Raw genomic sequence first — 24173 nt, forward strand, 5'->3', positions numbered from 1 at the left:
CTACCAATCCACCTGCACCGTGCTGCTCTTGGAGACACCGTTGACCGTGACCCCGAGCTCCGCAGTACCGGCCCGGAGTGCGGTCAGCTGACCGGTGGCCGGGTCGTACGACGCAACCGTCCAGAACGGCGCCGTGCTCGCCGGGCCGATGTGCATCGTCGTCGAGCCCCACCAGTCGGCAGACACCGGGAACGACACCGGAACCCGCCGACCGTCCTGCACGACCGTGGCGGAGGCCGGCGCGGTCTGACCGCGCCGCAGGGTCGCCGGTGCGGTCAGCTCGAGCGAGTCGACGTGCGGGCGCATTTCGAGCTGGAACCACGGCCGGGACGAGGGGCTGGCCGAGGTGGCGATTCCGACCAGCGCCCAGCCGGTGAAGCCGCCCTCGCCCGGTGCGGCGGCCGGGCCCTTGCCCGAGTTGCCGGTGAGCGGCAGCAGCACACCGTCGGTGCGGGTCGCGGCGAACGTGCCCGCGTGGGCCGCCATGTAGGCGGCGCCCTTGCCGGTCGCCTTCCGGAAGTCGGCGAGCCACTTCACGACCATCGCCGCTTCCTTGCGGTCGCCCAGCTGCGAGTTCTGCGTCGGCGACGGGTCGTCGATCGGGTGGTGCGCCATCACCACGACGTTCCGGATGTCCTTGTTCCGCGCCGCGTCGTCGAGCTGCTTGCGCAGGTCGAGGATCTGCTCGAACCCGCCGGCCCGCAACGATCCGAGCGACGAGTCCCGCAGCACGAACCGGGTGCCCTTGTGGTCGAAGGTGCTGGTCGCGTCGCCGAAGACCTTCTTCCACTCGGACAGGTCGCCCGGGCCGTACGTCTCGTGGTTGCCCGGGACGTAGTGCAGCGGGACCTTCCCGCCGACCTCCTCGTCGAGGATCTGCTTCGCCAGCGCGATGTCCGGCCCGAACGCGCGGTCGACGAAGTCGCCGTTGATCACCAGGAAGTCCGGGTGCTGCGCGAGCGCCTCGCGGATCGTCCGGCGGGCCTGCTGCACGAGGTCCGAGTTCGGGGCGTCGGCGGTGAACTGCGCGTCCGACAGCACCGCGAACCGCCAGCGGCCGCTCGTCGTCACGGCGCCGTCGGTGACCACCATCGGGTCGACCACCTTCGCCGGCGGGTCCATCGTCACCGGCGGCGCGCTGCGGATCGTCAGGTCGTCGATGACGATCCGGCCCGAGTACTGCCGGGTCGGCGAGGTCTCCACGACGTAGATCCGCCAGAACCGCAACGGCATCGCCAGCCCGGCCGGGATGTCCGCCTCGACGTACTTCCAGCCCGTCCAGTCGACCTTCGCGGCGAGGTTGAGCGTCTGCGGCGACCCGCCGTTCGCGGTGTACGCGTTCGCCCGCAGCCAGGCGCCCTTGCCGTCGCCGTACACCCAGGCGCCGAGCTTCTGCGGCTGCCCGGGCAACGTCTGCTGCGGAGTCTGCGAGAGGTACGCCGCCCGCGTGGCCGTGCTGCCGGTCAGCGAGTAGTCGAGCGCGATCGCCTGCCCACCGTCGTGTCCTTCCGCGGCGGAGCGCGACGCCGTGGCCGCACCGGCGGGTACCGCGTTCGCCGCCCACTTGGTGAGGTCGTCGACCTCGTCGACGACCGTGCTGGCCAGGCCGGACGTGACGCTGAGCTGCGTGCTCAGCGTGCCGACGGTCGCGGTCACCACGGCCGACACCGCGTCGTCGCTCAGCGCGTTGACCTCGAAGCCGTTGCCCTTCGCAACAACCTTGACGAGGGCCGGGTCGTAGGCGAGCTTGACGTCGCGCGGCTCGACCCAGGTGGAGAACCCGTCGGCGTCGTACCCGTTGATCTCGAAGAAGCCCTTGGCGGCGGAGTCGGCGAGCGACACCTGGCGGGTCGAGGGCGCGAGGCGGGTCGGCGTACCGAGGACTGTCATCGGGAACCTTCCGATCGCCGTACCGCGCGCGGCCGTGACGATCACGTCACCCGCGCGGCGGCCGGTGACCACGCCGTCCTGGTCGACGCGGGCGTTGCTGCCGGCGTACCAGTACGGCGTACCGGTCGCGGGGGCGTACGTTTCGTCGTACCCGGTCGCGCTGAGGACCCGGCTGAGGCCGGTGAGGACGCGGGAGCTGCGGGAGATGTCGGTGTCCGGGTCCGCCGCGGAGGTGCCGGTGGACTCGATGCGGAAGCCGTCGAGCCGGCCGCTGCCCTTCACCGGCAGCAGGCCGAGTCCGTTCGGGATCACCCGCTCGCCGCCGTCGGACGGGTCGTTGACGACCTCCGGTCCGGCCTTGCCCGGCGTCCGGGCGAGCATCGTCGAGGAGCCGCCGCCGTCCAGGTTCAGCGCGTCGTCGGCGCCGAGGCTGACCATCAGCTGACCCATTTCCTTCAGCGACAGGCCTCGGGAACCGGTCGCCCGGCCGTCGACAGTCAGCAGGATCATCCGGCTGCCGTCGGCGTCGAACCCGATCGCGGTCCGCGGCGCGAGGTCGGCGTCCGGCACACTGGCCGGGACCTGGCCGTCCTTCGCGAGCTGGTAGTTGCCGCTGATCCCGGCGGCCACGTCGGCGGCGTCCGGGCGCAGGCCGTACGCGACGTCGACCTTGTCGCCGACCTCGAACGCGGCCAGGGCGGCGGCGCTGGCCTCGCGGCCGATCAGCGCCTGCTCGCCGGCCGCGAGCGGAGTGGTGGCCGGAGTGGTTGCGGAGGAGACGACCACACCGTCGCGAAGGATCACCTCGCGTACGGTCGGCAGGCCGTCCACGGTCCGGGTCCGGGCCGCATCGCCCCACTCCGGGGTGTAGAGCCCGATCCCGCCGCTGCTGACGGCCGGCGAGTTCAGGTTGGTCAGGGCGAGTTCGGTGGCGTCGTCGTCGGTCGCCGTACCCTGCAGGAACACCTGGGCGATCCGGCCGAGGCCGTCCTTGCCGATCACCGCGGTGTCGTTGTGGCCGCCGGCCGGTGCGTTGAGCAGCTTGCCCGACTCGACGCCGACGCCGATCGGCGCGGTGGTGTCGTTGATGTCGAAGAAGTCGCCGTTCACGCCGGCGATCGCGCCCTTGCGGGCGAGCTGCTGGCTGAGCGGCTGGCCGCCGGACACCTTGCCGGTGTTGACCAGGTCGACGGTCACGCCGCGCCGGTCGAGGTCGGTGTCCAGGATGTCGCCGCGCTGCCAGCCCTTCGGGTCGAGGCGCTCGAACGACGTGTAGTTCACGCCGGGTGCGACCGGGCTGTCGACACGGGACGTCAGTACGCCGTGCTCGGCGATCGCGGCGTCCGCGATGCCCGCGGTCGTCGTGCTGGTCGTCGTACGGGCAAAGGCCGGGTGGGCGGATGCCGGATGGACGAGGACGCCGGCGAGCAGGCCACCCACGCCGATCGCTGTGGTCAAGGGACGGATGAGCGACACAGGAGCCTCCCCACGGTGGACGGACGCGGTCATCCGACGCCGCGCGCGCGACCGCCCCGTGAGCCGCAGGTGTACGCCGGTCAACCGACCGGTGACAAAGTAACGCCTGCGGTCACCGTGTGGAAGGTTTTCTTCTCGATCCGTTAGTTGGTGGCGACCGGGCGACCGGAGGTCTGCCAGGCGTGCATGCCGCCGTCGAGGTTGATCGCCTCGCGGCCGAGCTGGTTCAGGAACTGCGTCGCCATGCCGGAGCGGCCGCCGACCGCGCAGACGCAGAGCACCTTCTGGTCCAGCGGCACCTCGCCGACCCGCTCCTGCAGCTCGCCGAGCGGGATGTGCGTGGCGCCCTCGATGTGCCCACGGTCCCACTCGTCCGGCTCGCGCACGTCGAGCACGAACGCCTCCGCCAGCAGCTCGTCGTCAAGCTCGGCCACCACGACCGAAGGAATCTCCTGGTTCCGGAACATGCGCCCCAGCATGGCAGACCTGCGATCGCGGTCGCGCGGTGGCCGGTGCGGGAAGGCGGTTGCCCGGAGTGCGGATAACGCGTTGACACCGGGCGGCGGATCTCGGACTGTGGCTCGAAGGAGGCTGCGGTGGCGCTGATTCAGGGGATCCCGGGGGAGTTCGAACCGCAACCGTGGGGTGAGGCGATCCTGCGGAGTCGCGAGCTCCTGCTGCTCCGGATCGCACGCCGTCCACCCGACCACGAAGTACGGCTCCCGGGTCTGGCCACGACCCCGCGACATGTCGTCGAGGACCACACCGGCAAGGCGCTGACCTGGCGCCGGGACGGCGACGACCTGGTCGTCCGGCTGCCCGCGGCCGGTGAGCCGCCGGTGGTGCGCGTCGCGCTGACCGGCAAGCTGCGGATCGTCCCGCCGGACACCGTCACCGCGAACGCCGACGGCGTCTGGGACCTGACCCCGACCGGTCCGAAGGCGCATCTGGTCGCGCGGCGGGCGGCGGACGTCGGCATCCGGTTCGTCGGCATGGTCGAGCCGGACAGCCGGCACACCATCCGCCTCGCCGGCCGCCGGTACGGCGTCACGGGCCACGAGCTGACCCGGACCACGATCGGGCCGTTCCCGGTACCGGAACGGCAGGTCGTCCCGCTGGCGGTGCCGGCCGGCGTACGGCGGGTTCTCGTCGCGCCGGTCGGGACGGTGCTCGCGTCACTCCACCCGGGCCGGGACGAGCTCACCGTCGTGGTGACGAACTTCGGCCGTACGCCGGCCCGCGGCGACGTCGAACTCCCGCTGCCGCCGGGCTGGTCCGCGAGCGAACAAGCCTGGACCTTCGACGGCCTCGACCCTGGGCGCTCGACCGGCTGGGTCACCCGCCTAGCCGGCCCCGCCGGCCCGCGCGAACTCCGCGCCCGCCTGGACGCAGGCCGCCGCTCAGCCTCCTCACCGTACGTCGTCCAACTCTGAGGCGTGTGGACTTATTTGAGGAGCTTCGACAGTCTTCGGTCGGCCAGGGGTTTGCCGCCGGTCTGGCAGGTGGCGCAGTACTGGAGGGAGGAGTCGGCGAAGCTGACCTCGCGGACGATGTCGCCACAGACCGGGCACTTCTGGCCCTTGCGGCCGTGCACCCGGAGGCCGGACTTCTTCTCCGACTTGAGGTCCTGGACGGCGAGACCGGCGGAGCGGTCGACCGCGTCCTGGAGGGTTTCGCGCATCGCGTCGTACAGCGTCTCGAGCTCGTCCTCGGAGAGGTTCGACGCCGGTTTGAACGGGCTCATCTTCGCGACGTGCAGGATCTCGTCGGAGTACGCGTTGCCGATGCCGGCGATCACCGACTGGTTGCGCAGGACGCCCTTGAGCTGGACCCGGCCCTCGCGTTTCAGGATCTCGGCGAAGTCCTCCAGCGACAGCGTGAACGGATCCGGCCCGAGCCGCGCGATCCCCGGCACCTCGGCGACGTCGCGGACGACGTACACCGCGAGCTTCTTCTGCGTGCCGGCCTCGGTCAGGTCGAACCCCGACCCGTCGTCGAGCACAGTCCGGAGCGCGATCGGCCCCTTCCCCGGCCGCACGAGCCCCGTCGACTGCTCTTCCTTCCACCGCAGCCACCCGGCGCGCGCCAGGTGAATCACCAGGTGCACCCCCTGCGCCGAGATGTCCAGGAACTTCCCGTGCCGCCGCACGTCCTCGATCAACAACCCGACCATCGCCGAAATCGGCGGATCGTACGTCTTCAACGCACTGATCGCCGTGACATCAGCCCGCACAAACGCATGCCCAACCGCCCGCTCGCGCAGAAACGCGGCCAACGACTCAACTTCGGGTAATTCGGGCACGTACCTAGTGTGCCTGATGCCAGGGACAGTTCCGGAGAATCACCCATGGCAGGGGTTGTGGGTGGGCGGTAGGTTCGGTGGAGAGAAAGAGGAGGCCCTGATGGGGTTTGTGAAGACGATGCTCAAGGGTGCTGTGGTGGCCAAGTTGGTGCAGGTGGCGCAGCGGGAGTTGAGCAAGCCGGAGAACCAGCAGAAGATCAAGCAGGCGGTCCAGAAGGTGCAGCAGCGCCGGTCTCACTGAGCGGGTTTGTGCGCCTGGAGGGTATAGGTGGCGGCCAGGCGGTGCGGGTTGTCCGTCAGGCGCCACTCGCCGTCGGCGTCCTCGGTCATCAGGCCGGGGAGGCCGTTCCACGGTGCGCTGTCGTGTTCGGTCAGTGAGTCGAACACCAGACCGGCCCGCTGGACGGCCGTGATGATCTCGCCGAGGCCGTGGTTCCACTCGTGCGTGAGCGTGGTGGTGAACTCGGCGTCGGTGTCGACGTACGTGCCGCCCTCGTCGAACACCGTCGGCTCGGCGGTCTCGAAGTACGGGTACTGCACCTGCGCGTGCGTCGGCCCGGCCTCGAGCGCCCACAGCATCGGGTGGCCCTCCCGGATGAAGAGCCGCCCGCCCGGCCGGAGCAACCCGGCGACCACCGCGGCCCAGCGCTCGATGTCCGGCAGCCAGCACAGCGCCCCGATCCCGGTGTAGACGAGGTCGTACGACGCCGCGCCCAGCACCTCCACCGCGTCGTACACATCGGACACGTGGAAGTCCACCGGCAGCCCGAGCCGCTCCGCCAGCGAGCGCGCCTGCTCGATCGCCGGCTCCGAGAAGTCCAGCGCGCTCATCCGCGCACCGAGCCGGGCGAGCGACACCGTGTCGGTGCCGATGTGGCACTGCAGATGCACACCACGCAGTCCACTGACATCCCCGAGCCGCGGCAGGTCGAACCGCACCACCTGACTCAGGTACGACGGGTCCGCCGCGAACTGCTCGACGCGGTAGCCGGGCGACGCCACGTGCGCCGGCACCCGCTCGTCCCAGTTGGCCCGATTCACTTCCCGGTAGTCCGTCACGGGTCGAGGGTAGAGGTAACTCCACCCGCACGGAGGATCCAGCGCGACTGTGCGCGCAGCGGTGCCCTGGTGTGCTGGTCGGCATGGGCCAGGTACTGGAACGGACGCGCATTCAGGACATCGACGCGCTGCGTGGTTTCGCCCTGCTGGGCATCTTGATCGTCAACATCACCTTCGCCGCCTCCGGGTTCCCGATCCACCTCGCGCAGGATCCGGCGTACGACTCCTGGCTCGACCACGGGGTCCACTGGGTGTCGTCGGCGTTCGTCGACATGAAGTTCTACCTGCTGTTCTCGTTCCTCTTCGGGTACAGCTTCCAGCTGCAACTGGAGGCGGCGCAGCGGGCCGGCGCCGCGTTCAAGCCGCGGATGCTGCGGCGGCTGGGCGGCCTGTTCGTGCTCGGCGTACTGCACGGGATCTTCCTGATCACCGGCGACATCCTGAGCGTCTACGCGATCATCGGCCTGGTCCTGCTCGCCATGCGCCGGGTGAAGGACCGTACGGCGCTCATCGTCGCGGCAGCGATCTACGCGTACCTGTTCGTCACACTGGCGGCCGCGGCGCTCTTCGTCGACAGCTCCCAGTTCATCGACCCGACCACCGCAGTGGCCGCGGCACAGGAGACCACCGCCAACATGGCCGGCTCGTTCAGCGGCGCCGTCGACGAGCACATCCGTTCGCTGCCGACGTACGGCCTGTCGCTGCTGACCGTGCAGGGCCCGACCACGCTGGCCGCGTTCCTCGTCGGCATGGTCGTCGGACGCCGCCGCCTGCTCCAGAACCTCTCCGGCAACGAGGCGGTACTGCGCCTCATCCAGCTGATCGGCTTCACCATCGGCATCACCGGTGGCATGTACTACGCGACCGTCGGCGGCAACGGCCACACCGACGCGGTGCTGATCAGCGTGCTCACCGCACCGTTCCTCACGGCCGCGTACGTCGCCACGCTGCTGCGGTTCATGCACAGCGAGCGGGGCGAGGACCTGCGGCGGCTGCTGGCGCCGGCCGGGCGGATGGCCCTGTCGAACTACCTCGGGCAGTCGGTGGCGAACATGCTGATCTTCACCGGCGCCGGCTTCGGGCTGGCGGGGCAGGTGTCGCCGCTGGAGACCGTGGGCTTCGCGCTCGCGATCTTCGCGGTCCAGGTGGCACTGAGCCACCTCTGGCTGAACAGCTGCAGCTACGGCCCGGTCGAAGGCGCACTGCGGGCGGTCACGAACGCGACCGCCCCCGGCTGGCGACGTCAGGCCGCGTGACGGCCGTGGTGCAGGCGGGCGGTGCGGATGGTGCGCACGGTCCCGGGGGTCGTCGCGGGCTTGTGGTGGAAGGGCTTGGCCGCCGCGCCGAGCGCGAGCAGGTCGAGCTTGGTCCGGGCCAGGTCACGGTCGTCGGCGACCCAGGTGCCCCGCGGTCCGGCCTCCGGACCGGTCGAGTGGCGCCTGTTGCTGATCTCCAGTGCCGCGATCACGGCCAGCACGAGTACTACGAGAACGATGTATCCGGTCATGGCAGTAATGATTCTAGGTATTAGATCCTGCCACCAGTGGCACCATTGACATAGTCCGATAAGATTCTGCCATGCTGTCGAAGATCGCCGTCGTCCTGATGGAGGACGTCGCCCTGTTCGAGTTCGGGGTCCTGGCCGAGGTGTTCGGCCTGGACCGCACCGACGACGGAGTGCCGCCGTTCGACTTCAAGGTGTGTTCGACCACGCCCGGCGTCCCGATGGAGACCAGCACGCACTCCCAGGTGGTCGCGCCGTACGGCCTGGAGGAACTCGAGGACGCCGACCTGATCGGCATCCCCGCCACCACCTGGCGGCACGCGTACGACGAACGCATCCTGGACGCCCTGCGGAAGGCCGAGGCCCGCGGCGCGATCCTGCTCACGGTCTGCTCGGGCGCCTTCGTACTCGGCGCCGCCGGGTTGCTCGACGGCCGGCCGTGCACGACGCACTGGCGCTACATCGACAAGTTCACCGCGCAGTTCCCGACCGCGAAGATCGACCCGGACGTGCTGTTCGTCGACGACGGCAACATCATCACCAGCGCCGGCACGGCGGCCGGGATCGACGCCTGCCTGCACCTGGTCCGGCGCGAGCTGGGCAGCGCGGTCGCGACCCGAATCGCCCGCCGGATGGTGGTCCCGCCGCAGCGCGACGGCGGCCAGCGGCAGTACGTCGAGGTGCCGGTGCCGGAATCCTCCGGGGAGAGCCTGCAGCCGGTGCTCAACTGGATGCTCGACAACCTCACGATCGACCACACCGTGCCCGCGCTGGCCCGGCGCGCCCAGATGTCCGAGCGCACGTTCGCCCGCCGGTTCGTCGCCGAGACCGGTACGACGCCGCTGAAATGGGTCACCACCCAGCGCGTCCTGCGCGCTCGCACCCTGCTCGAGCAGACCCGGATGGGCATCGAGCAGATCGCCGCCGAGTCGGGGTTCGGTACCGCCGCCCTGCTCCGGCACCACTTCCGTAGAGTGGTGGGCGTGCCGCCACAGGACTACCGCCGTACCTTCCGGACCGCCGGCTGATGATTGCCTACCGCAACGCGACGGCCGCCGACGCGGACGCCGTCCTGGCGTTCTGGGCCACCGCCGCCGAGGACTCGCACCGCCCGCCGGACTCCGCCGACGCCGTCCGGCGGCTGGTCGCCCGAGACCCCGAGGCGCTGATCCTTGCCGTCGACAACGAAAGCGTCGTCGGCTCGATCATCGTGGGCTGGGACGGCTGGCGCTGCCACCTCTACCGCCTCGCGGTCGCCCCGACGCATCGCCGCCAGGGCATCGGCCGGGAGCTGGTCGCACGCGCCGAGGCCAAGTTCGCCTCGTACGGCGGGACGCGCGCGGACGCGATGGTCCTGGACGACAACGACCAGGCGCACCGGGTCTGGTCCACCGCGGGCTACGCACCGCAGCCCGAGTGGTCGCGCTGGGTCAAGGCTCTCTGATTCGGAGCGTGACGCCGCCCACACGATTTGCATTGCCACCCCGACGTCTGGCTAAGGTCACAGGGGGGTAACAGCGACGTAGATGGAGTGGGTTTGACGACGCCGGACCGGCCCCCGGGCAGGACCGCACGCAGGTTGAGCTGGGACGTGGTGCGTGTCCTGGCGGTGTTCGCGGTGATGTTCACGCACACGACGTACATGGGTCCGTTCCTGCACCCTGAGCTCGGCGAGCCGCTCGGGCGGTACCCGTTCCAGGTCGGGGCCAGCATCCTGCTGGTGATCAGCGCGTACTTCGTCTGCGTGACCGTGCGGAAGGGTTCCACCTGGCGCTGGCTGTGGCGCCGCGTCTGCCGCGTACTCCCGCCGTACCTGGTCGCGGTGCTGGTCACGTACACGGCGCTGATCCTGCTCGGGCCGAACAACTGGATCCTGCCGACCGGGCGGGACCTCTGGGCCAACCTGACGCTCGCCGCCTCGTTCGACCGCGGCGTACAGCTCATCGACGGCTCGTACTGGACGCTGCCGCTGCAACTGATGGCCTTCGGCGCCGCGGCGCTGCTCTGGCCGCGCGGCTTCGGGCAGCGGATCACCACGGGGCTGTGGATCATGATCGTTGCCCCGGTGATCCTCCAGTGGCACGACCGGATCGGCCACAGCCCTGTCTGGGTGCAGCAGACCTGGAACGGCCTCGGCCTGCACCGGCTCCAGCTGTTCGCGATCGGCATCGCCGTGTGGCTCTGGGCGCAGCGCCGGATCGGCGTACTGCACCTTTCCGCGCTGCTCGCGGCGACCGTCTACGCGCAGTACGCGCACACCCTGGATCTGCCCTCGGCGCTCGGGATCGGCGTACTGCTCGTGTTCGTCGCGCTCGCGGCCCGTGGTCCGGACTGGACGGTGTTCGCCCGGTTCCGGCGGCCGATCCAGTTCCTGGCGCGGATCTCGTTCGGGCTGTACCTGCTGAACCAGGTGCTCGGGTACCTGATCGCCTACCGCCTGATGGAGCTCGGCGCCGGGCGGCTGCTGCAGATCGCCGGCGCGGTGACCGGCGTGACCGCGCTCGCCTGGCTGTTGACGAAGTACGTCGAGGAGCCGTCGTACCGGGCGCTGGCGGCGCTCCGGGTGCGCGGGCTCGGCGCCCGGGCACTGGCCTGGCTGAATACTTGACATCGGATACCCGTGAGCTAATACTCGATTTCGAGTAATCGAGATCGAGGAGGTCCCGTGGCCAGGCGCAAAGTCGGGAACCCGCTGGCGTTCGCCGTGCTCGGGAGTCTCGGCGAGCGGCCGATGCATCCGTACGAGATCTCGACGATGCTTCGCGCCCGCGGCAAGGACCAGAGCATCAAGGTGAACTACGGGTCGCTCTACTCGGTCGTCTCCAGCCTGGAGAAGCACGGCTTCATCGAGGCGCAGGAAACGGTCCGCGAGGGCAACCGGCCGGAGCGGACCGTGTACCGGATCACCGAGGCCGGCCGCGACGAGTTCACCGACTGGCTGTCCGAGCTGATCGGTACGCCGTCGCGGGAGTTCCACCCGTTGGAGGCCGGCCTCGCGTATCTGCCCGGGCTGCCGCCGGACCGGGCCGTCGAGCTGCTCGAGCAGCGGCTCGCGGCGGTCGACGCGGAAATCGCGGAGCTGCACGCGGTGCACGAGCGGATGGCCGCGATCGAGTTCCCGCAGCTGTTCTGGATCGAGTCCGAGTTCCGGTTGGCGCTGCTCCAGGCGGAGTCGGCGTACGTCCATGGACTCGCCGAGCAGATCCGCACCGACACCCTCGGCGGCAGCGCGTTCTGGCGGCAGGCCTGGAAGCTCTACCTGGAGGAGGGCATCAGCCCGACCGAGCAGTTGCGGGATCCGGTGAAGTACTTCGGGCAGGAGTTCGCCTGGATGCGGGCGATCCCGCCGGAAGCGCAATAAAGAGACGGCCCCCGACCCAACGGTGCGGCAACACCAGGGTCGAGGGCCGCGGTTCCTCGAGTCGGTCCGAAGACCTGGCACCCAAGGCGCAACCATCAGGATAGCCAGGCGACGACCGGCTCCCGTCCACACAAGGGAGTCATCTGATGGCTACGCATGCCGTCGAAGCGGTCGACCTGGTCAAGACGTACCCGGCCGGCCGGAAGAAACCACCACTGCGCGCCCTCGACGGTCTCACCGTCAGCGTGCCGGAAGGCGTCGTGCTCGGCCTGCTCGGGCCGAACGGCGCCGGCAAGTCCACCACCGTCAAGATCCTCACGACGCTGTCCCGGGCCGACTCGGGCAGCGCGCGGGTCGCCGGGTACGACGTCACGCGTGAACAGGACCAGGTCCGGCACGCAATCGGCTACGTCCCGCAGAAGTCCAGCTCGGACCCGATGGCCACCGGCCTGGAGAACCTCGTGCTCAGCGGCCGGATCTTCGGCCTGTCGCGGCAGGACGCGGTCCACCGCGCGAAGGAACTGCTGGGCCGTTTCGGCCTCGCCGAGCACGGCGACCGCCCGGTGCGGACGTACTCCGGCGGCATGCAGCGCAAGCTCGACGTCGCGCTCGGACTGGTGCACCGGCCGAAGGTGCTGTTCCTGGACGAGCCGACCACCGGCCTCGACCCGGAGGCGCGCGCCGATCTGTGGAGCGAAGTACTGCGGTTGTCTGATGGCGAAGGCCTGACCGTGCTGCTCACCACGCACTACCTGGAGGAGGCGGACCGGCTGGCGGGGCAGCTCGCGATCGTCGACCACGGGCGGATCGTTGCCGAGGGCACCCCGGAGGCGTTGAAAGCCGAGCTGCGGGGCGACTCGGTGCAGGTGGAGCTGGTCGATCCGGATACCGACGGGTCGGTCCGCGAGCTGCTCCGGAAGCTGTCCGGTATCGGCGAGATCGTTGTCGAAGGCAACACTCTGCGCGCCCGCGTCGACCGGGGTGCGACCGCAGTACCGGCTGTTCTCGGCGTTCTCGAGGACAAGGCGATCCCGGTCGTCGCGGTGACGGTGTCGCGGCCGTCGCTGGACGACGTGTACCTGCAGCACACCGGCCGGTCGTTCCGGGTGGCAGAGGAGGCGGCGGCATGATCGCGCACACGGGACTCATCCTCGGCCGGTGGACGCGGGCGTCGTACCGGCAGCCGGCGCTGATCGCGTTCACGTTGGTGCAGCCCGCGATCTGGTTGCTGTTGTTCGGGCAGCTGTTCCAGGGCGTCGTACGGATCCCGGGGTTCGGCGACTCGTCGTACATCGCGTTCCTGACGCCGGGGATCGTGATGATGACGGCGCTGATGACGAGCGGCTGGAGCGGTACGTCGTTCGTCCAGGACATGGAGCGCGGCGTGATGGACCGGATGCTCGCGTCGCCGGTCAGCCGCGGCGGGTTGATGGCGGGGCAGCTGCTCAGCAACGCGTCGACCACGTTGATCCAGACCGTCCTGGTGTTCGCGATCGGGATCGCGGCCGGCGCGCGGTACGACGGCGGGATCGCCGGCTACGCGGTCACGGTCGTCGCGTCGGTGCTGGTCGGCCTGGCGTTCGGCTCGCTGTCGAACGCGGTCGCGCTGCTCACCCGGCAGCAGGAGGCGCTGATCGGCATCTCGCAGTTCGTCTCGCTGCCGTTGACGTTCATGTCGTCGATCATGATCGACCCGACGGTGGCCCCGCACTGGGTGAACGTCGCGGCCCGCTTCAACCCGGTCGACTGGGCCACGATCGCCGCCCGCCAGGCGCTGGCCGCCTCGCCGGACTGGTCGTCGGTCTGGCGGCACTGCGGCTATCTGCTGGCCTTCACGCTGATCGTCGGCTGGCTGTCGACGCGCGCGTTCCGGACGTACCAGCGGTCAGTGTGAGGCGTACCAGGGCTTGATGACGTCGTCGATCAACGCGAGTCGTTCGTCGAACGGGATGAAGGCGGACTTCATCGCGTTGATCGCGAACCAGCGGAAGTCGTGCAGGCCGTAGCCGAACGCCTCGGCCAGCAGGGCGAGCTCGCGACTCATCGACGTACCGCTCATCAGCCGGTTGTCGGTGTTGACCGTGACCCGGAAGCGGAGCTCGGCGAGCAGGCCGATCGGGTGGTCGGCGATCGACTCGGCCGCGCCGGTCTGCAGGTTCGAGCTCGGGCACATCTCCAGCGGGATCCGGCGGTCCCGGACGTACGCCGCCAGCCGCCCGAGCTCGACCTTGTCGCCGACGCGGCTGATGTCGTCGATGATCCGGACGCCGTGCCCGAGGCGGTCCGCGCCGCACCACTGGATCGCCTGCCAGATCGACGGCAGGCCGAACGCCTCGCCGGCGTGGATGGTGAAGTGCGCGTTCTCGCGCTGCAGGTACTCGAACGCGTCCAGGTGCCGGGTCGGCGGGAAGCCCGCCTCGGCGCCGGCGATGTCGAACCCGACCACGCCGGCGTCGCGGTAGGCGACCGCCAGCTCGGCGATCTCCATCGACCGCGCCTTGTGCCGCATCGCGGTCAGCAACTGCCGCGCCACGATCGGCTTCTGGGCTGTCGCCATCCCGTGCTCGAACCCTTCGCGGACGGCGTCCACGACCTGCTCGAGCGACAACCCCCGGTTCAGGTGCTGCTCGGGCGCGTAGCGGATCTCGGCGTACACCACCCCGTCCGCCGCGAGATCCTGCACGCACTCACTGGCCACCCGCTTGATCGCCTCGGCGGTCTGCATCACCGCGACGGTGTGGTCGAACGTCTCCAGATACCGCTCCAACGACCCGGAGTCCGCCGACTCCACGAACCACGCCCCCAACTCGGCCGCATCCGTCCGCGGCAACGGATGCCCGATCTCCAACGCCAACTCGAGCACCGTCTCCGGCCGCAACCCACCATCCAGGTGATCATGCAAAAGCACCTTCGGCGCCGCAACCAACAACTCAGGCGTGATCATGCGGCCATCTTCGCAGGCACTCCGACGATCTGCCCCGATCTGCCCCAGCCTGCCCCGCCCCATCCCCGGATCTGCGTCCGAAACGCCGGCATCTGCCCCGCGATGCCCCGCAAAGGCCTTCGTGTCGCGCGCACCTCCCGCGAAAGCCTCTTCCCATGAACGACAAGACCCCGCGCTTCGAGAGCGCCCCGGCCCGATCCTCGCTTCCCGACTGGTACCCAGACCTCCTCGACCGTGTCTCCACCCACATCGCCACAGGCCACCGGCGAGCCGTCACCGCCGCCAACCAGGAAATGCTCAAGAGCTACTGGTCGATCGGGCAGGAGATCCTGAAACGCCAGCACGAGGAAGGCTGGGGCAGCAAAGTCATCGACCGGCTGTCCACCGACCTCAAGTCCCGCTTCCCAGGAGCGACCGGATACTCACCCCGGAACCTGAAGTACATGCGAGCTTTCGCCGCGGCGTGGCCGGACCCGGCATTTGTGCAACGCACCGTTGCACAATTGCCCTGGCGCCATCACGTGGCATTGCTGGACAAGCTCGACAACGCCGAGCTCCGGCTGTGGTACGCCGCCGCTGCCGTCGAACAGGGATGGAGTCGCGACGTGCTCGCGCTGCACATCGACGGGCGGTTCCACGATCGGGTCGGGAAGGCGGTGACCAACTTCGCCACGGCGATGCCGCCGGAGGAGTCCGATCTGGCTCAGCAGGCGACCCGGGATCCGTATCTGTTCGACTTCCTCGGTCAGACCGACGGCTGGCGGGAGCGTGAGCTGGAGCAGCAACTGGTCGAGCATGTCGGGAAGTTCCTGCTCGAACTCGGGCAAGGGTTCGCGTTCGTCGGTCAGCAGGTGCGGCTCGAACTGGACGGCGAGGAGTTCTTCTGTGACCTGCTCTTCTACCACCTCGAGCTGCGCTGCTACGTCGTCGTCGAACTGAAGGCGGTGAAGTTCAACGCGGCGTTCCTGGGCCAGCTCGGGCTGTACATGGCGGTGGTGGACGACGTGCTCGCCAAGGACGGTGACAAACCGACGATCGGTCTGCTGCTCTGCCGGAACAAGAACCAAGTCGTCGCGGAGTACGCGCTGAAGGGATTCAAGGCCCCGATCGGCGTCGCCCAGTGGACGAACGCGATCAACAATTCGCTCCCCGAGGAGTTCCGGTCCGCACTGCCGAGCGTCGCCGAACTGGAGGCCGAACTCGGCTCCACACCCACTGCGGACTGATCCGGCAAACGTTCAAGACTTGTGTCGGTGGGGGGTGTCATCGTGAGGGGATGGTGAGGCGGCTGCGTGGGCGGGCGGAGTGGCAGTTCTTTGCTGCGTTGCCGCGGGCGGATCGTGGGCTGGCGGTGGGGTGGTGGGTGTTGCTGGTGGCGCGGGGCGTGCTGCCGGCGGTGTTCGCGATTGCTATGGGGTGGCTGGTCGGGGCGGTGCAGCGCGGGGCCGGGCTGGCGGCGCCGTTGGGGTTGATGGGTACTACGTTCGTGCTGTTGCAGGTGCTGACGCCGCTGCATCAGGCCGTCAGCGCCAACCTCGGCAGTCGCGTGTCGGCGTACCTGAACGATGCGCTCGCGAAGGCCTGTGTCGGGCCTCCGGGGATCGGTCATCTGGAGGATCCGGAGCTGAGTGAGGACCTGACCGTCGCGCGGGAGTTCGACCGCGGGCAGACCGGGCCGCCGATGTACCTGAACGTCGACTTCGTCGCGGGCAGTCTGGTCGAGCTGGTCGGCGGGATCGCCTCCGCGGTGGTGCTGTTCGGCTTCACCTGGTGGGCTCCGTTGGTGCTTGTCGCCGCATGGAGCGTGACGCACTGGTTGCTACGCGAGAGCGGCGTCTGGAAGGACCGCAACACCGCCGAAGTCCGCGCAGCGCAGCGGCACGCGAACTACGCCTACGAGCTGGCCGTCGAGCCGGAAGCCGCGAAGGAGCTGCGGCTGTTCGGCCTCGCCGACTGGACGGTACGGCGGTTCACCGAGCGCCGGCGCCGGCTCTTCGAGTTGCAGTACGCCGCGACGCGGTTGCGGGAGCGCCCGATGATCTGGAGCCTGTTGATCATTGCGGTGGCCAACGGTCTGGTGTTCTGGGCGCTCGGTGCCGCGGCGATCGACGGGCGGCTGCCGCTCGACCGGCTGGTCGTCTTCGCGCAGGTCGCGATCGGCGTCGGGATGATCGCCTTCGGCGGGCTGAACTGGGCCCTCGACGGAGCCGCCGCGCCGGTGGCCGCCGTACGCCGGCTGGAGCCCGCGATGGCGCCTGCCGGTGCGCTCACGTCCGGATCCGCCAAGCCGACGGCACAGGGGGCGGTGCAGGTCGAGATCCGCGGACTGCGTTTCAGTTATCCACAGGCTGACTGGCCGGTCTTCGACGGGCTCGACCTGACGATTCCGGCCGGGTCGTCGCTGGCCGTCGTCGGGCAGAACGGCGCGGGCAAGACCACGCTCGCGAAGCTGCTCTGCCGGTTGTACGACGCCGACGCCGGGACGATCCGGATCGACGGCACCGACCTCCGGGACCTCGACGTCGACGCCTGGCGGACCAGGGTCGCCGCTGTCTTCCAGGACTTCCTCAGGCTCGAGCTGCCGCTCAGGGACAACGTCGCACCGGCCGGCGCCCCGGACGCGGACATCCGGGCCGCGCTCGCGGACGCCGGCGCCGCGGACCTGGCCGAGCTCGACACCCGCCTCGCGACCGGGTACGGCGACGGCACCGACCTGTCTGGCGGGCAATGGCAGCGGGTCGCCCTGGCCCGGGCGCTGTGCGCCGTACGGCAGGGGGCGGGGCTCGTCCTGCTCGACGAGCCGACGGCGCAGCTGGACGTTCGCGGCGAGGCGGCGATCTTCGACCGGATCCTGACCGCGACCCGCGACGTCACGACGATCCTGATCTCGCACCGGTTCTCGACGGTCCGGCACGCCGACCGGATCTGCGTCCTCGAACACGGGCGGGTCGTCGAGCTCGGCAGTCACGACGAGCTGATGGCGCTCGGCGGGCGCTACCGGACGATGTTCGACCTGCAGGCCAAGCGCTTCACCGCGGAGGTCGACGAGGAGGGGCTCAGCTATGACACGCTCTGACGACCTGCCCCGGGCGATCCCGGCGATGTGGCGGCTCTGCAAGCTCGGTTACCAGCACGAGCCGTGGCTGCTGGTCGCCGCGTTCGCGATGACGTTGCTGGCCGCCGTACCGGACGCGTTGCTCGCGTTGTGGCTCAAGCTCCTCGCGGACGGCGTACTGGACGGCGACCGTCGAGCGGCGCTGCTGGCCGCCGGCGGGCTGGCGGTGTCCGTGACGGCGACCTGGTTCCTGCGGACGTTGTCGACGCGGATCTCGCGGCGGTTCCGGGACCGCGTGACGATCATGCTCGAGGCACACGTCGCCCAGTTGCAGGCGTCGGTCGCGACCATCGAGCACCACGAGCGGCGCGACTACCTGGACCGCCTGTCGGTGCTGCGCAAGCAGGTGTTCGTGCTCGACCACATGTACATGTCGCTGTTCTCCACCTGCGGCTGGATCCTGCGGCTCGCGGTGACGGTAGCGCTGCTGATGTCGATCCATCCCGCGCTCGTACTCCTGCTGGTCTTCGCACTGCCGACCGTCGTCAGCTCGAGCTGGCGACCGGGCGTCGAGCGCGAGGTGGAGGAGCGGTACGCCGCCCACAGCCGGCTCGCCGAGCACTTGTTCAAGACCGCGACGACACCCGCACCCGGCAAGGAGATCCGGGTGGTCGGCATCGGGCCCGAGCTCGTCACGGGTCGCCGCCGCGAGTGGGAGCAGTGGTACGGACCGATCGCCTCGGCGCGCTGGGCGAGCGCCGCGTGGCACGGCGTCGCCTGGGCGGTGTTCGGTGCGGCGTACGTCGGCGCGGTCCTGTTCGTCGCGTCGGGCCTGGACGGGTCGGTCGGGGACGTGTTGCTGATCCTCGCGGCCGGTGCCCGGTTGTCGGCGTACATCGGCGCGACGGTCGGCGAGATCGGGTTCCTGCGCGGGATCTGGCTGGACGGGTCGCGACGGCTGGTGTGGCTGGAGAACTACGCGGCCGCGTTCGACAAGACCGCGGACCTGCCGGCGCCCGAGCGGCTCGTCGACGGCATCCGGCTGGAGCACGTGTCGTTCGCGTACGCCGGTGCGTCGCGGCCCGCCCTGGAGGACGTCGACCTGGTCCTGCCCGCCGGCAAGGTGGTCGCCGTCGTCGGCGAGAACGGTGCGGGCAAGTCCACCCTGGTGAAGCTGATCTGCAAGCTGTACGAGCCGACGAGTGGCCGGGTGCTGCTGGACGACAGGCCGTTGGACCGGATCCCGGCCGGGGCGTGGCGGGCGAAGATCGCGGGCGCGTTCCAGGACTTCTTCCGGTTCGAGTTCCGCGCGGCGCACAGCGTCGGACTAGGGGACCTGCCGCGGCTGGACGACGTACCCGCGGTCACCACTGCTGTCGGTCGGGCCGGGGCCGAGGACGTGCTGGAGCGGCTGGAGTCGGGGCTGGACACGCAGCTCGGGGCAACCTGGCCGGACGGGGCGGAGATCAGCTTCGGGCAGTGGCAGAAGCTCGCGCTGGCCCGCGGGTTCATGCGGGACCGGCCGCTGCTGCTGGTCCTCGACGAGCCGACCGCGGCGCTGGACGCGGAGACCGAGCACGCACTGTTCGAGCGGTACGCCGCGGCTGCGCGGGAGAGTACCGACGGGCGGATCACCGTGCTGGTCTCGCATCGCTTCTCGACGGTGCGGATGGCCGACCTGATCGTCGTACTGGACGGCTCCCGGGTCGTCGAGACCGGGACGCACGAGGACCTGATGGCCCGCAACGGCCACTACGCCGAGCTGTACCGGATCCAGGCGGCCGCCTATCACTAGCTGATCTTGAAGACCGGCACGCCGGGAGCGATGTGGCGCAGGACCTCGTCGGGGGAGTTCTTGGTGACGTCACCGCTGAAGAACGCGCCGACCTCCCACGCCCACTTCTTCAGGTACAGCCGCAACGCGGGGATCTTGTCGGCGTCGGCCAACTCCTCGGCGTGGAACGTCTCCACCGTGCTGCCGAGCTGCAGCCGGCCGGTGCCGCTGGCCCGCAGGTTCTTCACCCACTGGGTGTGGCCGCGCGGCGCGACCAGGTAGCGCTGGCCGTCGATCACCAGCAGGTTGACCGGCGTGCTGCGCCACTCGCCGGACTTGCGGCCCTGCACCGAGAGCACCCGGCTGCCCATCAGGCTCAGCCCCAGCTTCGTCAGCCGCGCGACGATCTGGTTGAAGACGCGCATGCTGCCCTCGTTGGCGGTGATCACGCGCTTGCTGTCGTAGGTCTGCTTGTACTCGGTCATGGCGGGTTCCTTCAGGCTTGGCGAGAGCGGTGCTCTCTGTTGTGATCAGTGAACACCGGATCGCCGCTCACTGTCAAGAGCACTGCTCTCGGTTCTGTGGCACACTGGCTCCATGAACGCCGGACGTACCGCCCGTGAACGTGCCCGGGCCGAGCTGACCGAGGAGATCAAGACGGCTGCCCGGCAGCAGTTGGCGACCGTCGGCGCGGAGGCGTTGTCGCTGCGGGCGATCTCGCGCGAGCTGGGCATGGTGTCCTCGGCGCTCTACCGGTACTTCGCGAGCCGCGACGAACTGCTGACCGCGCTGATCATCGACGCGTACGACGCGATGGGCGCGGCGGCGGAGGCCGCGGCCACGGGCGCCGATCCGGTCGACGAGTGGATCGCGATCTATGCCGCCGTACGGGACTGGGCGCGGGCCAATCCGCAGGAGTACGCGCTGATCTACGGATCGCCGATCAGCGGGTACAAGGCGCCGCAGACGACGGTGGAGCCGGCGATCCGGGTGCCGGTGCTGCTGCTCGGGCTGCTGCAGCGCGCGCAGGCGTCGGGGCGACTGGTGACGCCTGCCGACGCGCCGGAGCCGTCGGGGCTGCTCGCTCAGCAGACCGAGGTGCTGGTCGCGCTCGCTCCGGACGTGCCGCCCGCGGTCCTGGTGCGGATGATCATCGTGTGGACGCAGCTGTTCGGGATGATCAGCTTCGAGCTGTTCGGTCAGCTGGTCGGGTCGATGGATCCGGCGGACGAGTTCTTCGCGTCGGCTTCGCGGCAGATGGCGGCGTTCGTCGGGCTCAGCTGAAGGCCTTCGGCAGCGGTACGTCGAGGGCACGCGCGACCCGCCGTACGTAGGTCTCCCGCGGGATCGACACCGCGCCGAGCGTGGCGAGGTGGTCGGTGACCCACTGGATGTCGAAGACCCGGTCGGCGGCGTACTCGTCGTTCAGCAGCTCGATGGTGCCGGCGACGGCCGCCTTCGAGCCGTCGGTCCGGTGGTGGAACATCGACTCGCCCGCGAACAGGCCGCCGATCGCCACGCCGTACAGCCCGCCGGCCAGCTCGTCGCCGTCCCAGGCCTCGACTGAGTGCACCCAGCCGAGCCGGTGCAGTTCGGTGTACGACGCGATGACGTCGCGGTCGATCCACGCGCCCGGGCGGCGCGGGTCGGCGCACGCGCGGATCACCTGGTCGAACGCCGTGTTCACCCGGATCTCGAACTTCTGCCGCGCGCGGCGCAGCGACCGCGACGGGTGGTAGCCCGCGACCTCGATCACGCCGCGGTCGACCGGCGACCACCACAGCACCGAGCCGCGATGGTCGGGCATCGGGAACAGCCCGCGCCGGTACGCCGCCAGCACCGTCCCCGGCTCGAGGTCCGCACCACCCGCGACGACATCGCTTGCTCCGGCAACGCTGACCGGCGGGAATTCCCACGGTGACGGAGCAGGTTCGACAGGCACGGGACCATCCTGGCCCATGCTGGACCATCCCGACCTGGGGGACACCAAGGGTTTCTCCCGAGTGGCGCGCGGCCCGGGGCCACGTACCCTTGAAGCACGTCCGGGTTCTGACGCGTGCGGCCGGGCGGGAAGGAGCACCGTGGCCGGAGTAGCCAGGTTCGTCGCCAGCAGTCTCGCGCCCGCCGCCCAGCGGTTCGCACCGACGGCAGCGGGCGGTGTGTTGCGCCAGATCCTCGAGATCGCGATCGACGGGTACCAGCGGTTCCCGGGCGCCGAGCGGATCGCCGAGACCAAGCTCGAGCGCTGCGGCGGGGACGTCGCGGACGCCATCGAGGCGGTCATCGACCAGCACATCCGGCTGGCCGGGGTGCAGGGATTCGTCACGAGCATCGGCGGCCTCGTCACGCTGCCGGTCGCGCTGCCCGCCAACCTGACCGGTCTCGCGGTCGTGCAGTGCCGGATGGTGGCGGCGATCGCGCACCTGCGCGGCTACGACCTGGACGATCCCCGGGTCCGGACGGCGGTCATCACCTGCCTGCTCGGCGAGGAAGGGGTCCGGGACCGGCTGAAGAAGTCGAGCCTGGTCTCGTCGCCGCTGGCGATCGCGACCGCGCCGGTGTTCGACCCGGAGCTCGACCGGCAGGTGTCGGGCGAGGTGGTCGCGGAGCTGATCGGCCGGATCAGCGGCAAGCGGATGGCGTTGACCGTCACCCGGCGCGTGCCGCTGCTCGGCGGCGCGGTAGGCGCGGGCGTCGACGGTTGGTCGACTTACCGGATCGGCCAGTTCGCGGACGAGAGCCTGGTACGCCGCATCCGCCGTCCGATCGAGCAGTGACCGCGCGGTTCTGGGGGCCGACGCTCGACTGCCCGGATCCGCTGGAGCTCGGCGAGTTCTACCAGCGGGTGGCCGGCGGTGAGCTGACCGTGGTCACCGAGTCGTTCGTGGAGCTGCGGTTCGAAGCCTTCAGCCTCGGTTTCCAGCGCGACCTGAACTACCGGGCGCCGACGTGGCCGGATCCGCGCGTACCGCAGCAGGCCCACCTGGACTTCTCCGCCGAAGACCTGGACGCCGAGCAAGCACGAGTCGTGGCCGCGGGCGCCACGCCGACGGCGGTGCAGCCCGCGCCGGACATCTTCCGCGTGTTCCTGGATCCGGCCGGCCATCCGTTCTGCCTGACCACTTGGCGTACACCGGCCGGCCCACCCGAGTCGCGCTAGCCGTCTCAGCCGGCGAGCGCTTGGACGACTCGGCTCGGCGACGGCTTGCCGAGCTGTTCCGCCATCCAGGTGCTGGTGCTGACGAGGGCTTCCAGGTCGACGCCGGTCTCGACGCCGAGTCCGTCGAGCTGCCAGAGCAGGTCTTCGGTGGCGAGGTTGCCGGTGGCGCTCTCGGCGTACGGGCAGCCGCCCAGACCGCCGGCCGAGCTGTCGACCGTGGTGACACCCTCGCGGAGCGCGGTGAGGGTGTTGGCCAGCGCCTGTCCGTAGGTGTCGTGGAAGTGCACGGCCAGCTTGTCCACAGACACTCCGGCCTTGTCGAACGCGGTGATCAATGCGCTTATCTGGCCGGGCGTGGCGACGCCGATCGTGTCGCCGAGGGACAGCTCGTGGCACCCGAGCTCGACCAGGCGCGCGCCGACCTTCACGACCTGGTCGATCGGTACGTCGCCCTCCCACGGGTCGCCGTAACACATCGACACGTACCCGCGCACCGCCAGTCCTTCGGCGAGCGCACGCTGGATCGTCGGCGTGAACATCGCGAACTGGTCGTCGAGCGTGGAGTTCAGGTTCTTCGCCGCGAACGTCTCCGTCGCGCTGGCGAAGATCGCGATCTCCCGGACGCCGGCCGCGAGCGCCCGGTCGAGGCCGCGTTCGTTCGGCACCAGGACCGGGGCGCGGACGCCGTCCGGCAGCTCCAGCTGCTCGAGGAGTTCGGCGGCGTCGGCCAGCTGCGGGACCCACTTCGGGTGCACGAAACTCGTCGTCTCGACGGTCGTCAGCCCCGCAGCCACCAGTCGCCGGATGAACTCGGCCTTGACCGCGACGTCCACGACCGCCGACTCGTTCTGCAACCCGTCACGCGGCCCGACCTCGTAGATCGTGACCCGCCCGGGCAACCCGTCGGCCTTCACCAGCTGCGGTTTCCGCATCCTGCCGCCTCCTCGTCGAGCATGGCCCGGAGTTCTCCGTGAGAATGCTCGTGATGACAACTCTTGCTGCCATTCTGCGTGCCGCCGAGCGCGGGGTGTATCCGGCCCCGGACCTCGGGCTCACGCTGGTCCCGGCGCCGTCGGACCGCGAGTGCTGCGTGGTCTCGTTCACCGGCCACATCGTGATCGCCGCGGACGTGGATCCGGCGTGGGTCGCGGAGCGGGTACCGGACGGCGACCTGTCCGCCCCGACGAACCCGCCGTTCCTCTCCGCCCTGGAAGAGCACACCGGCCTCCGCGTCAACGCCATCGACGCGATGCTCCTCGCACCCGGCCTCACCGACCCCGCCGAACGCAGTACGGCGACCACCGGGCTGACCGAACTCCACGGCCACGACCATCCACGGGTCGAGCGCGCGTGGCGCTACCGCGACGACGTCCGGGTGTACGGCGACCCGCACGGCGGCCTGGTCCTGACCGGGCGCGGCCTCGCGGAGCGGCTGGAGTGCGCGATCGAGGTACCACCGGACACCCGTAACCAAGGCCTAGGCCGCCGTCTCGCCCGCGCGGCCCGCGCCCTGATCCCACCCGGTGCGTCGATCTGGGCCCAGGTCACGCCGGGCAACGCGGCGTCGCTGCGCGCGTTCCTCGCCGCCGGCTACCAGCCGATCGGTTCCGAGGCACTGCTGGTCAAGTAGCCGGCAGGTGAACAACCG

General features: G+C 70.1%; 25 protein-coding genes. 16 read left to right on the plus strand and 9 right to left on the minus strand.

The window, feature by feature from the left end; genetic code table 11:
* Both ABN611_RS11430 and ABN611_RS11435 read right to left on the minus strand, forming a co-directional pair.
* Positions 1-3366, minus strand: coding sequence for a phosphodiester glycosidase family protein (locus ABN611_RS11430; RefSeq protein WP_350279804.1), 3366 nt, complete (start codon positions 3364-3366; stop codon positions 1-3).
* A 143-nt stretch (positions 3367-3509) separates the two neighbouring features.
* On the minus strand, positions 3510-3833 hold the full coding sequence (locus tag ABN611_RS11435) for a rhodanese-like domain-containing protein (RefSeq protein WP_350279805.1): 324 nt from the start codon (positions 3831-3833) through the stop codon (positions 3510-3512).
* 129 nt (positions 3834-3962) lie between these two features.
* Between ABN611_RS11435 and ABN611_RS11440 the strand changes: the two genes are divergently transcribed.
* A complete protein-coding gene (locus ABN611_RS11440) occupies positions 3963-4799 on the plus strand; it encodes a hypothetical protein (RefSeq protein WP_350279806.1) in 837 nt (278 codons plus the stop codon).
* Positions 4800-4810: 11 nt separating this feature from the next.
* On the opposite strand, the gene ABN611_RS11445 is transcribed toward ABN611_RS11440, so the two are convergent.
* On the minus strand, positions 4811-5668 hold the full coding sequence (locus tag ABN611_RS11445; RefSeq protein WP_350279807.1) for a DNA-formamidopyrimidine glycosylase family protein: 858 nt from the start codon (positions 5666-5668) through the stop codon (positions 4811-4813).
* A 100-nt stretch (positions 5669-5768) separates the two neighbouring features.
* Here ABN611_RS11445 and ABN611_RS11450 point away from each other — a divergent pair, with 100 nt between their 5' ends.
* On the plus strand, positions 5769-5909 hold the full coding sequence (locus tag ABN611_RS11450) for a hypothetical protein (RefSeq protein ID WP_165553184.1): 141 nt from the start codon (positions 5769-5771) through the stop codon (positions 5907-5909).
* Here ABN611_RS11450 and ABN611_RS11455 read toward each other — a convergent pair.
* Entirely contained in the window at positions 5903-6727 is an 825-nt protein-coding gene (locus ABN611_RS11455; RefSeq protein WP_350279808.1) for a class I SAM-dependent methyltransferase, read from the minus strand. The genes ABN611_RS11450 and ABN611_RS11455 overlap by 7 nt on opposite strands.
* Before the next feature lie 83 nt (positions 6728-6810).
* On the opposite strand from ABN611_RS11455, the gene ABN611_RS11460 reads away from it, so the two are divergent.
* Entirely contained in the window at positions 6811-7983 is a 1173-nt protein-coding gene (locus tag ABN611_RS11460; protein ID WP_350279809.1) for a DUF418 domain-containing protein, read from the plus strand.
* Here the strand turns inward: ABN611_RS11460 and ABN611_RS11465 are convergent.
* Positions 7971-8234 carry a hypothetical protein gene (locus ABN611_RS11465; RefSeq protein ID WP_350279810.1) on the minus strand — a complete coding sequence of 88 codons (264 nt, stop codon included), beginning with the start codon at positions 8232-8234 and terminating at the stop codon, positions 7971-7973. The genes ABN611_RS11460 and ABN611_RS11465 overlap by 13 nt on opposite strands.
* A gap of 71 nt (positions 8235-8305) precedes the next feature.
* Between ABN611_RS11465 and ABN611_RS11470 the strand changes: the two genes are divergently transcribed.
* The 6 genes from ABN611_RS11470 (at position 8306) to ABN611_RS11495 (ending at position 13486) form a co-directional block, all read left to right on the plus strand.
* Positions 8306-9259, plus strand: a complete 954-nt coding sequence (locus ABN611_RS11470) for a helix-turn-helix domain-containing protein (protein WP_350279811.1) — start codon at positions 8306-8308, stop codon at positions 9257-9259.
* On the plus strand, positions 9259-9675 hold the full coding sequence (locus ABN611_RS11475; RefSeq protein WP_350279812.1) for a GNAT family N-acetyltransferase: 417 nt from the start codon (positions 9259-9261) through the stop codon (positions 9673-9675). The genes ABN611_RS11470 and ABN611_RS11475 overlap by 1 nt, the downstream gene beginning before the upstream one ends.
* Positions 9676-9825: 150 nt before the next feature.
* Positions 9826-10839, plus strand: coding sequence for an acyltransferase (locus ABN611_RS11480; RefSeq protein ID WP_350279813.1), 1014 nt, complete (start codon positions 9826-9828; stop codon positions 10837-10839).
* Positions 10840-10896: 57 nt separating this feature from the next.
* Complete coding sequence (locus ABN611_RS11485; protein WP_350279814.1) at positions 10897-11592, plus strand: PadR family transcriptional regulator; 696 nt, start codon at positions 10897-10899, stop codon at positions 11590-11592.
* Positions 11593-11738: 146 nt separating this feature from the next.
* On the plus strand, positions 11739-12722 hold the full coding sequence (locus ABN611_RS11490; RefSeq protein ID WP_350279815.1) for an ATP-binding cassette domain-containing protein: 984 nt from the start codon (positions 11739-11741) through the stop codon (positions 12720-12722).
* Entirely contained in the window at positions 12719-13486 is a 768-nt protein-coding gene (locus ABN611_RS11495; protein ID WP_350279816.1) for an ABC transporter permease, read from the plus strand. Before ABN611_RS11490 ends, ABN611_RS11495 begins: the two co-directional genes overlap by 4 nt.
* On the opposite strand, the gene ABN611_RS11500 is transcribed toward ABN611_RS11495, so the two are convergent.
* On the minus strand, positions 13478-14536 hold the full coding sequence (locus ABN611_RS11500) for an adenosine deaminase (protein ID WP_350279817.1): 1059 nt from the start codon (positions 14534-14536) through the stop codon (positions 13478-13480). The genes ABN611_RS11495 and ABN611_RS11500 overlap by 9 nt on opposite strands.
* Positions 14537-14691: 155 nt before the next feature.
* On the opposite strand from ABN611_RS11500, the gene ABN611_RS11505 reads away from it, so the two are divergent.
* The 3 genes from ABN611_RS11505 to ABN611_RS11515 are packed head-to-tail and all read left to right on the plus strand — an operon-like array spanning position 14692 to position 19386.
* Positions 14692-15762: a PDDEXK nuclease domain-containing protein gene (locus ABN611_RS11505; protein ID WP_350279818.1), complete on the plus strand. Its 1071-nt coding sequence runs from the start codon at positions 14692-14694 to the stop codon at positions 15760-15762.
* Between the two features lie 50 nt (positions 15763-15812).
* Entirely contained in the window at positions 15813-17612 is a 1800-nt protein-coding gene (locus tag ABN611_RS11510) for an ABC transporter ATP-binding protein (protein ID WP_350279819.1), read from the plus strand.
* Positions 17599-19386, plus strand: coding sequence for an ABC transporter ATP-binding protein (locus ABN611_RS11515; protein WP_350279820.1), 1788 nt, complete (start codon positions 17599-17601; stop codon positions 19384-19386). The genes ABN611_RS11510 and ABN611_RS11515 overlap by 14 nt, the downstream gene beginning before the upstream one ends.
* Here ABN611_RS11515 and ABN611_RS11520 read toward each other — a convergent pair.
* Positions 19383-19850 carry a nitroreductase family deazaflavin-dependent oxidoreductase gene (locus ABN611_RS11520; protein ID WP_350279821.1) on the minus strand — a complete coding sequence of 156 codons (468 nt, stop codon included), beginning with the start codon at positions 19848-19850 and terminating at the stop codon, positions 19383-19385. The genes ABN611_RS11515 and ABN611_RS11520 overlap by 4 nt on opposite strands.
* 112 nt (positions 19851-19962) lie before the next feature.
* Between ABN611_RS11520 and ABN611_RS11525 the strand changes: the two genes are divergently transcribed.
* Positions 19963-20649 (plus strand): TetR/AcrR family transcriptional regulator, encoded by a 687-nt coding sequence (locus tag ABN611_RS11525; protein ID WP_350279822.1) that lies wholly within the window; start codon positions 19963-19965, stop codon positions 20647-20649.
* Here the strand turns inward: ABN611_RS11525 and aat are convergent.
* Complete coding sequence (gene aat, locus ABN611_RS11530; protein ID WP_350279823.1) at positions 20642-21307, minus strand: leucyl/phenylalanyl-tRNA--protein transferase; 666 nt, start codon at positions 21305-21307, stop codon at positions 20642-20644. The genes ABN611_RS11525 and aat overlap by 8 nt on opposite strands.
* 139 nt (positions 21308-21446) lie before the next feature.
* Between aat and ABN611_RS11535 the strand changes: the two genes are divergently transcribed.
* Entirely contained in the window at positions 21447-22142 is a 696-nt protein-coding gene (locus ABN611_RS11535; protein ID WP_350279824.1) for an EcsC family protein, read from the plus strand.
* Positions 22139-22525 carry a VOC family protein gene (locus ABN611_RS11540; protein ID WP_350279825.1) on the plus strand — a complete coding sequence of 129 codons (387 nt, stop codon included), beginning with the start codon at positions 22139-22141 and terminating at the stop codon, positions 22523-22525. Before ABN611_RS11535 ends, ABN611_RS11540 begins: the two co-directional genes overlap by 4 nt.
* A 5-nt stretch (positions 22526-22530) precedes the next feature.
* Here the strand turns inward: ABN611_RS11540 and ABN611_RS11545 are convergent, their stop codons facing one another.
* Entirely contained in the window at positions 22531-23457 is a 927-nt protein-coding gene (locus ABN611_RS11545; RefSeq protein ID WP_350279826.1) for a hydroxymethylglutaryl-CoA lyase, read from the minus strand.
* Between the two features lie 53 nt (positions 23458-23510).
* Here ABN611_RS11545 and ABN611_RS11550 point away from each other — a divergent pair, with 53 nt between their 5' ends.
* The gene (locus tag ABN611_RS11550; protein WP_350279827.1) at positions 23511-24155 is read left to right on the plus strand and encodes a GNAT family N-acetyltransferase; all 645 of its coding nucleotides are present in this window, start codon (positions 23511-23513) and stop codon (positions 24153-24155) included.
* Positions 24156-24173 lie beyond the last annotated feature (18 nt).

It is taken from the genome of Kribbella sp. HUAS MG21 (genome assembly GCF_040254265.1).
Taxonomy (GTDB): domain Bacteria; phylum Actinomycetota; class Actinomycetes; order Propionibacteriales; family Kribbellaceae; genus Kribbella.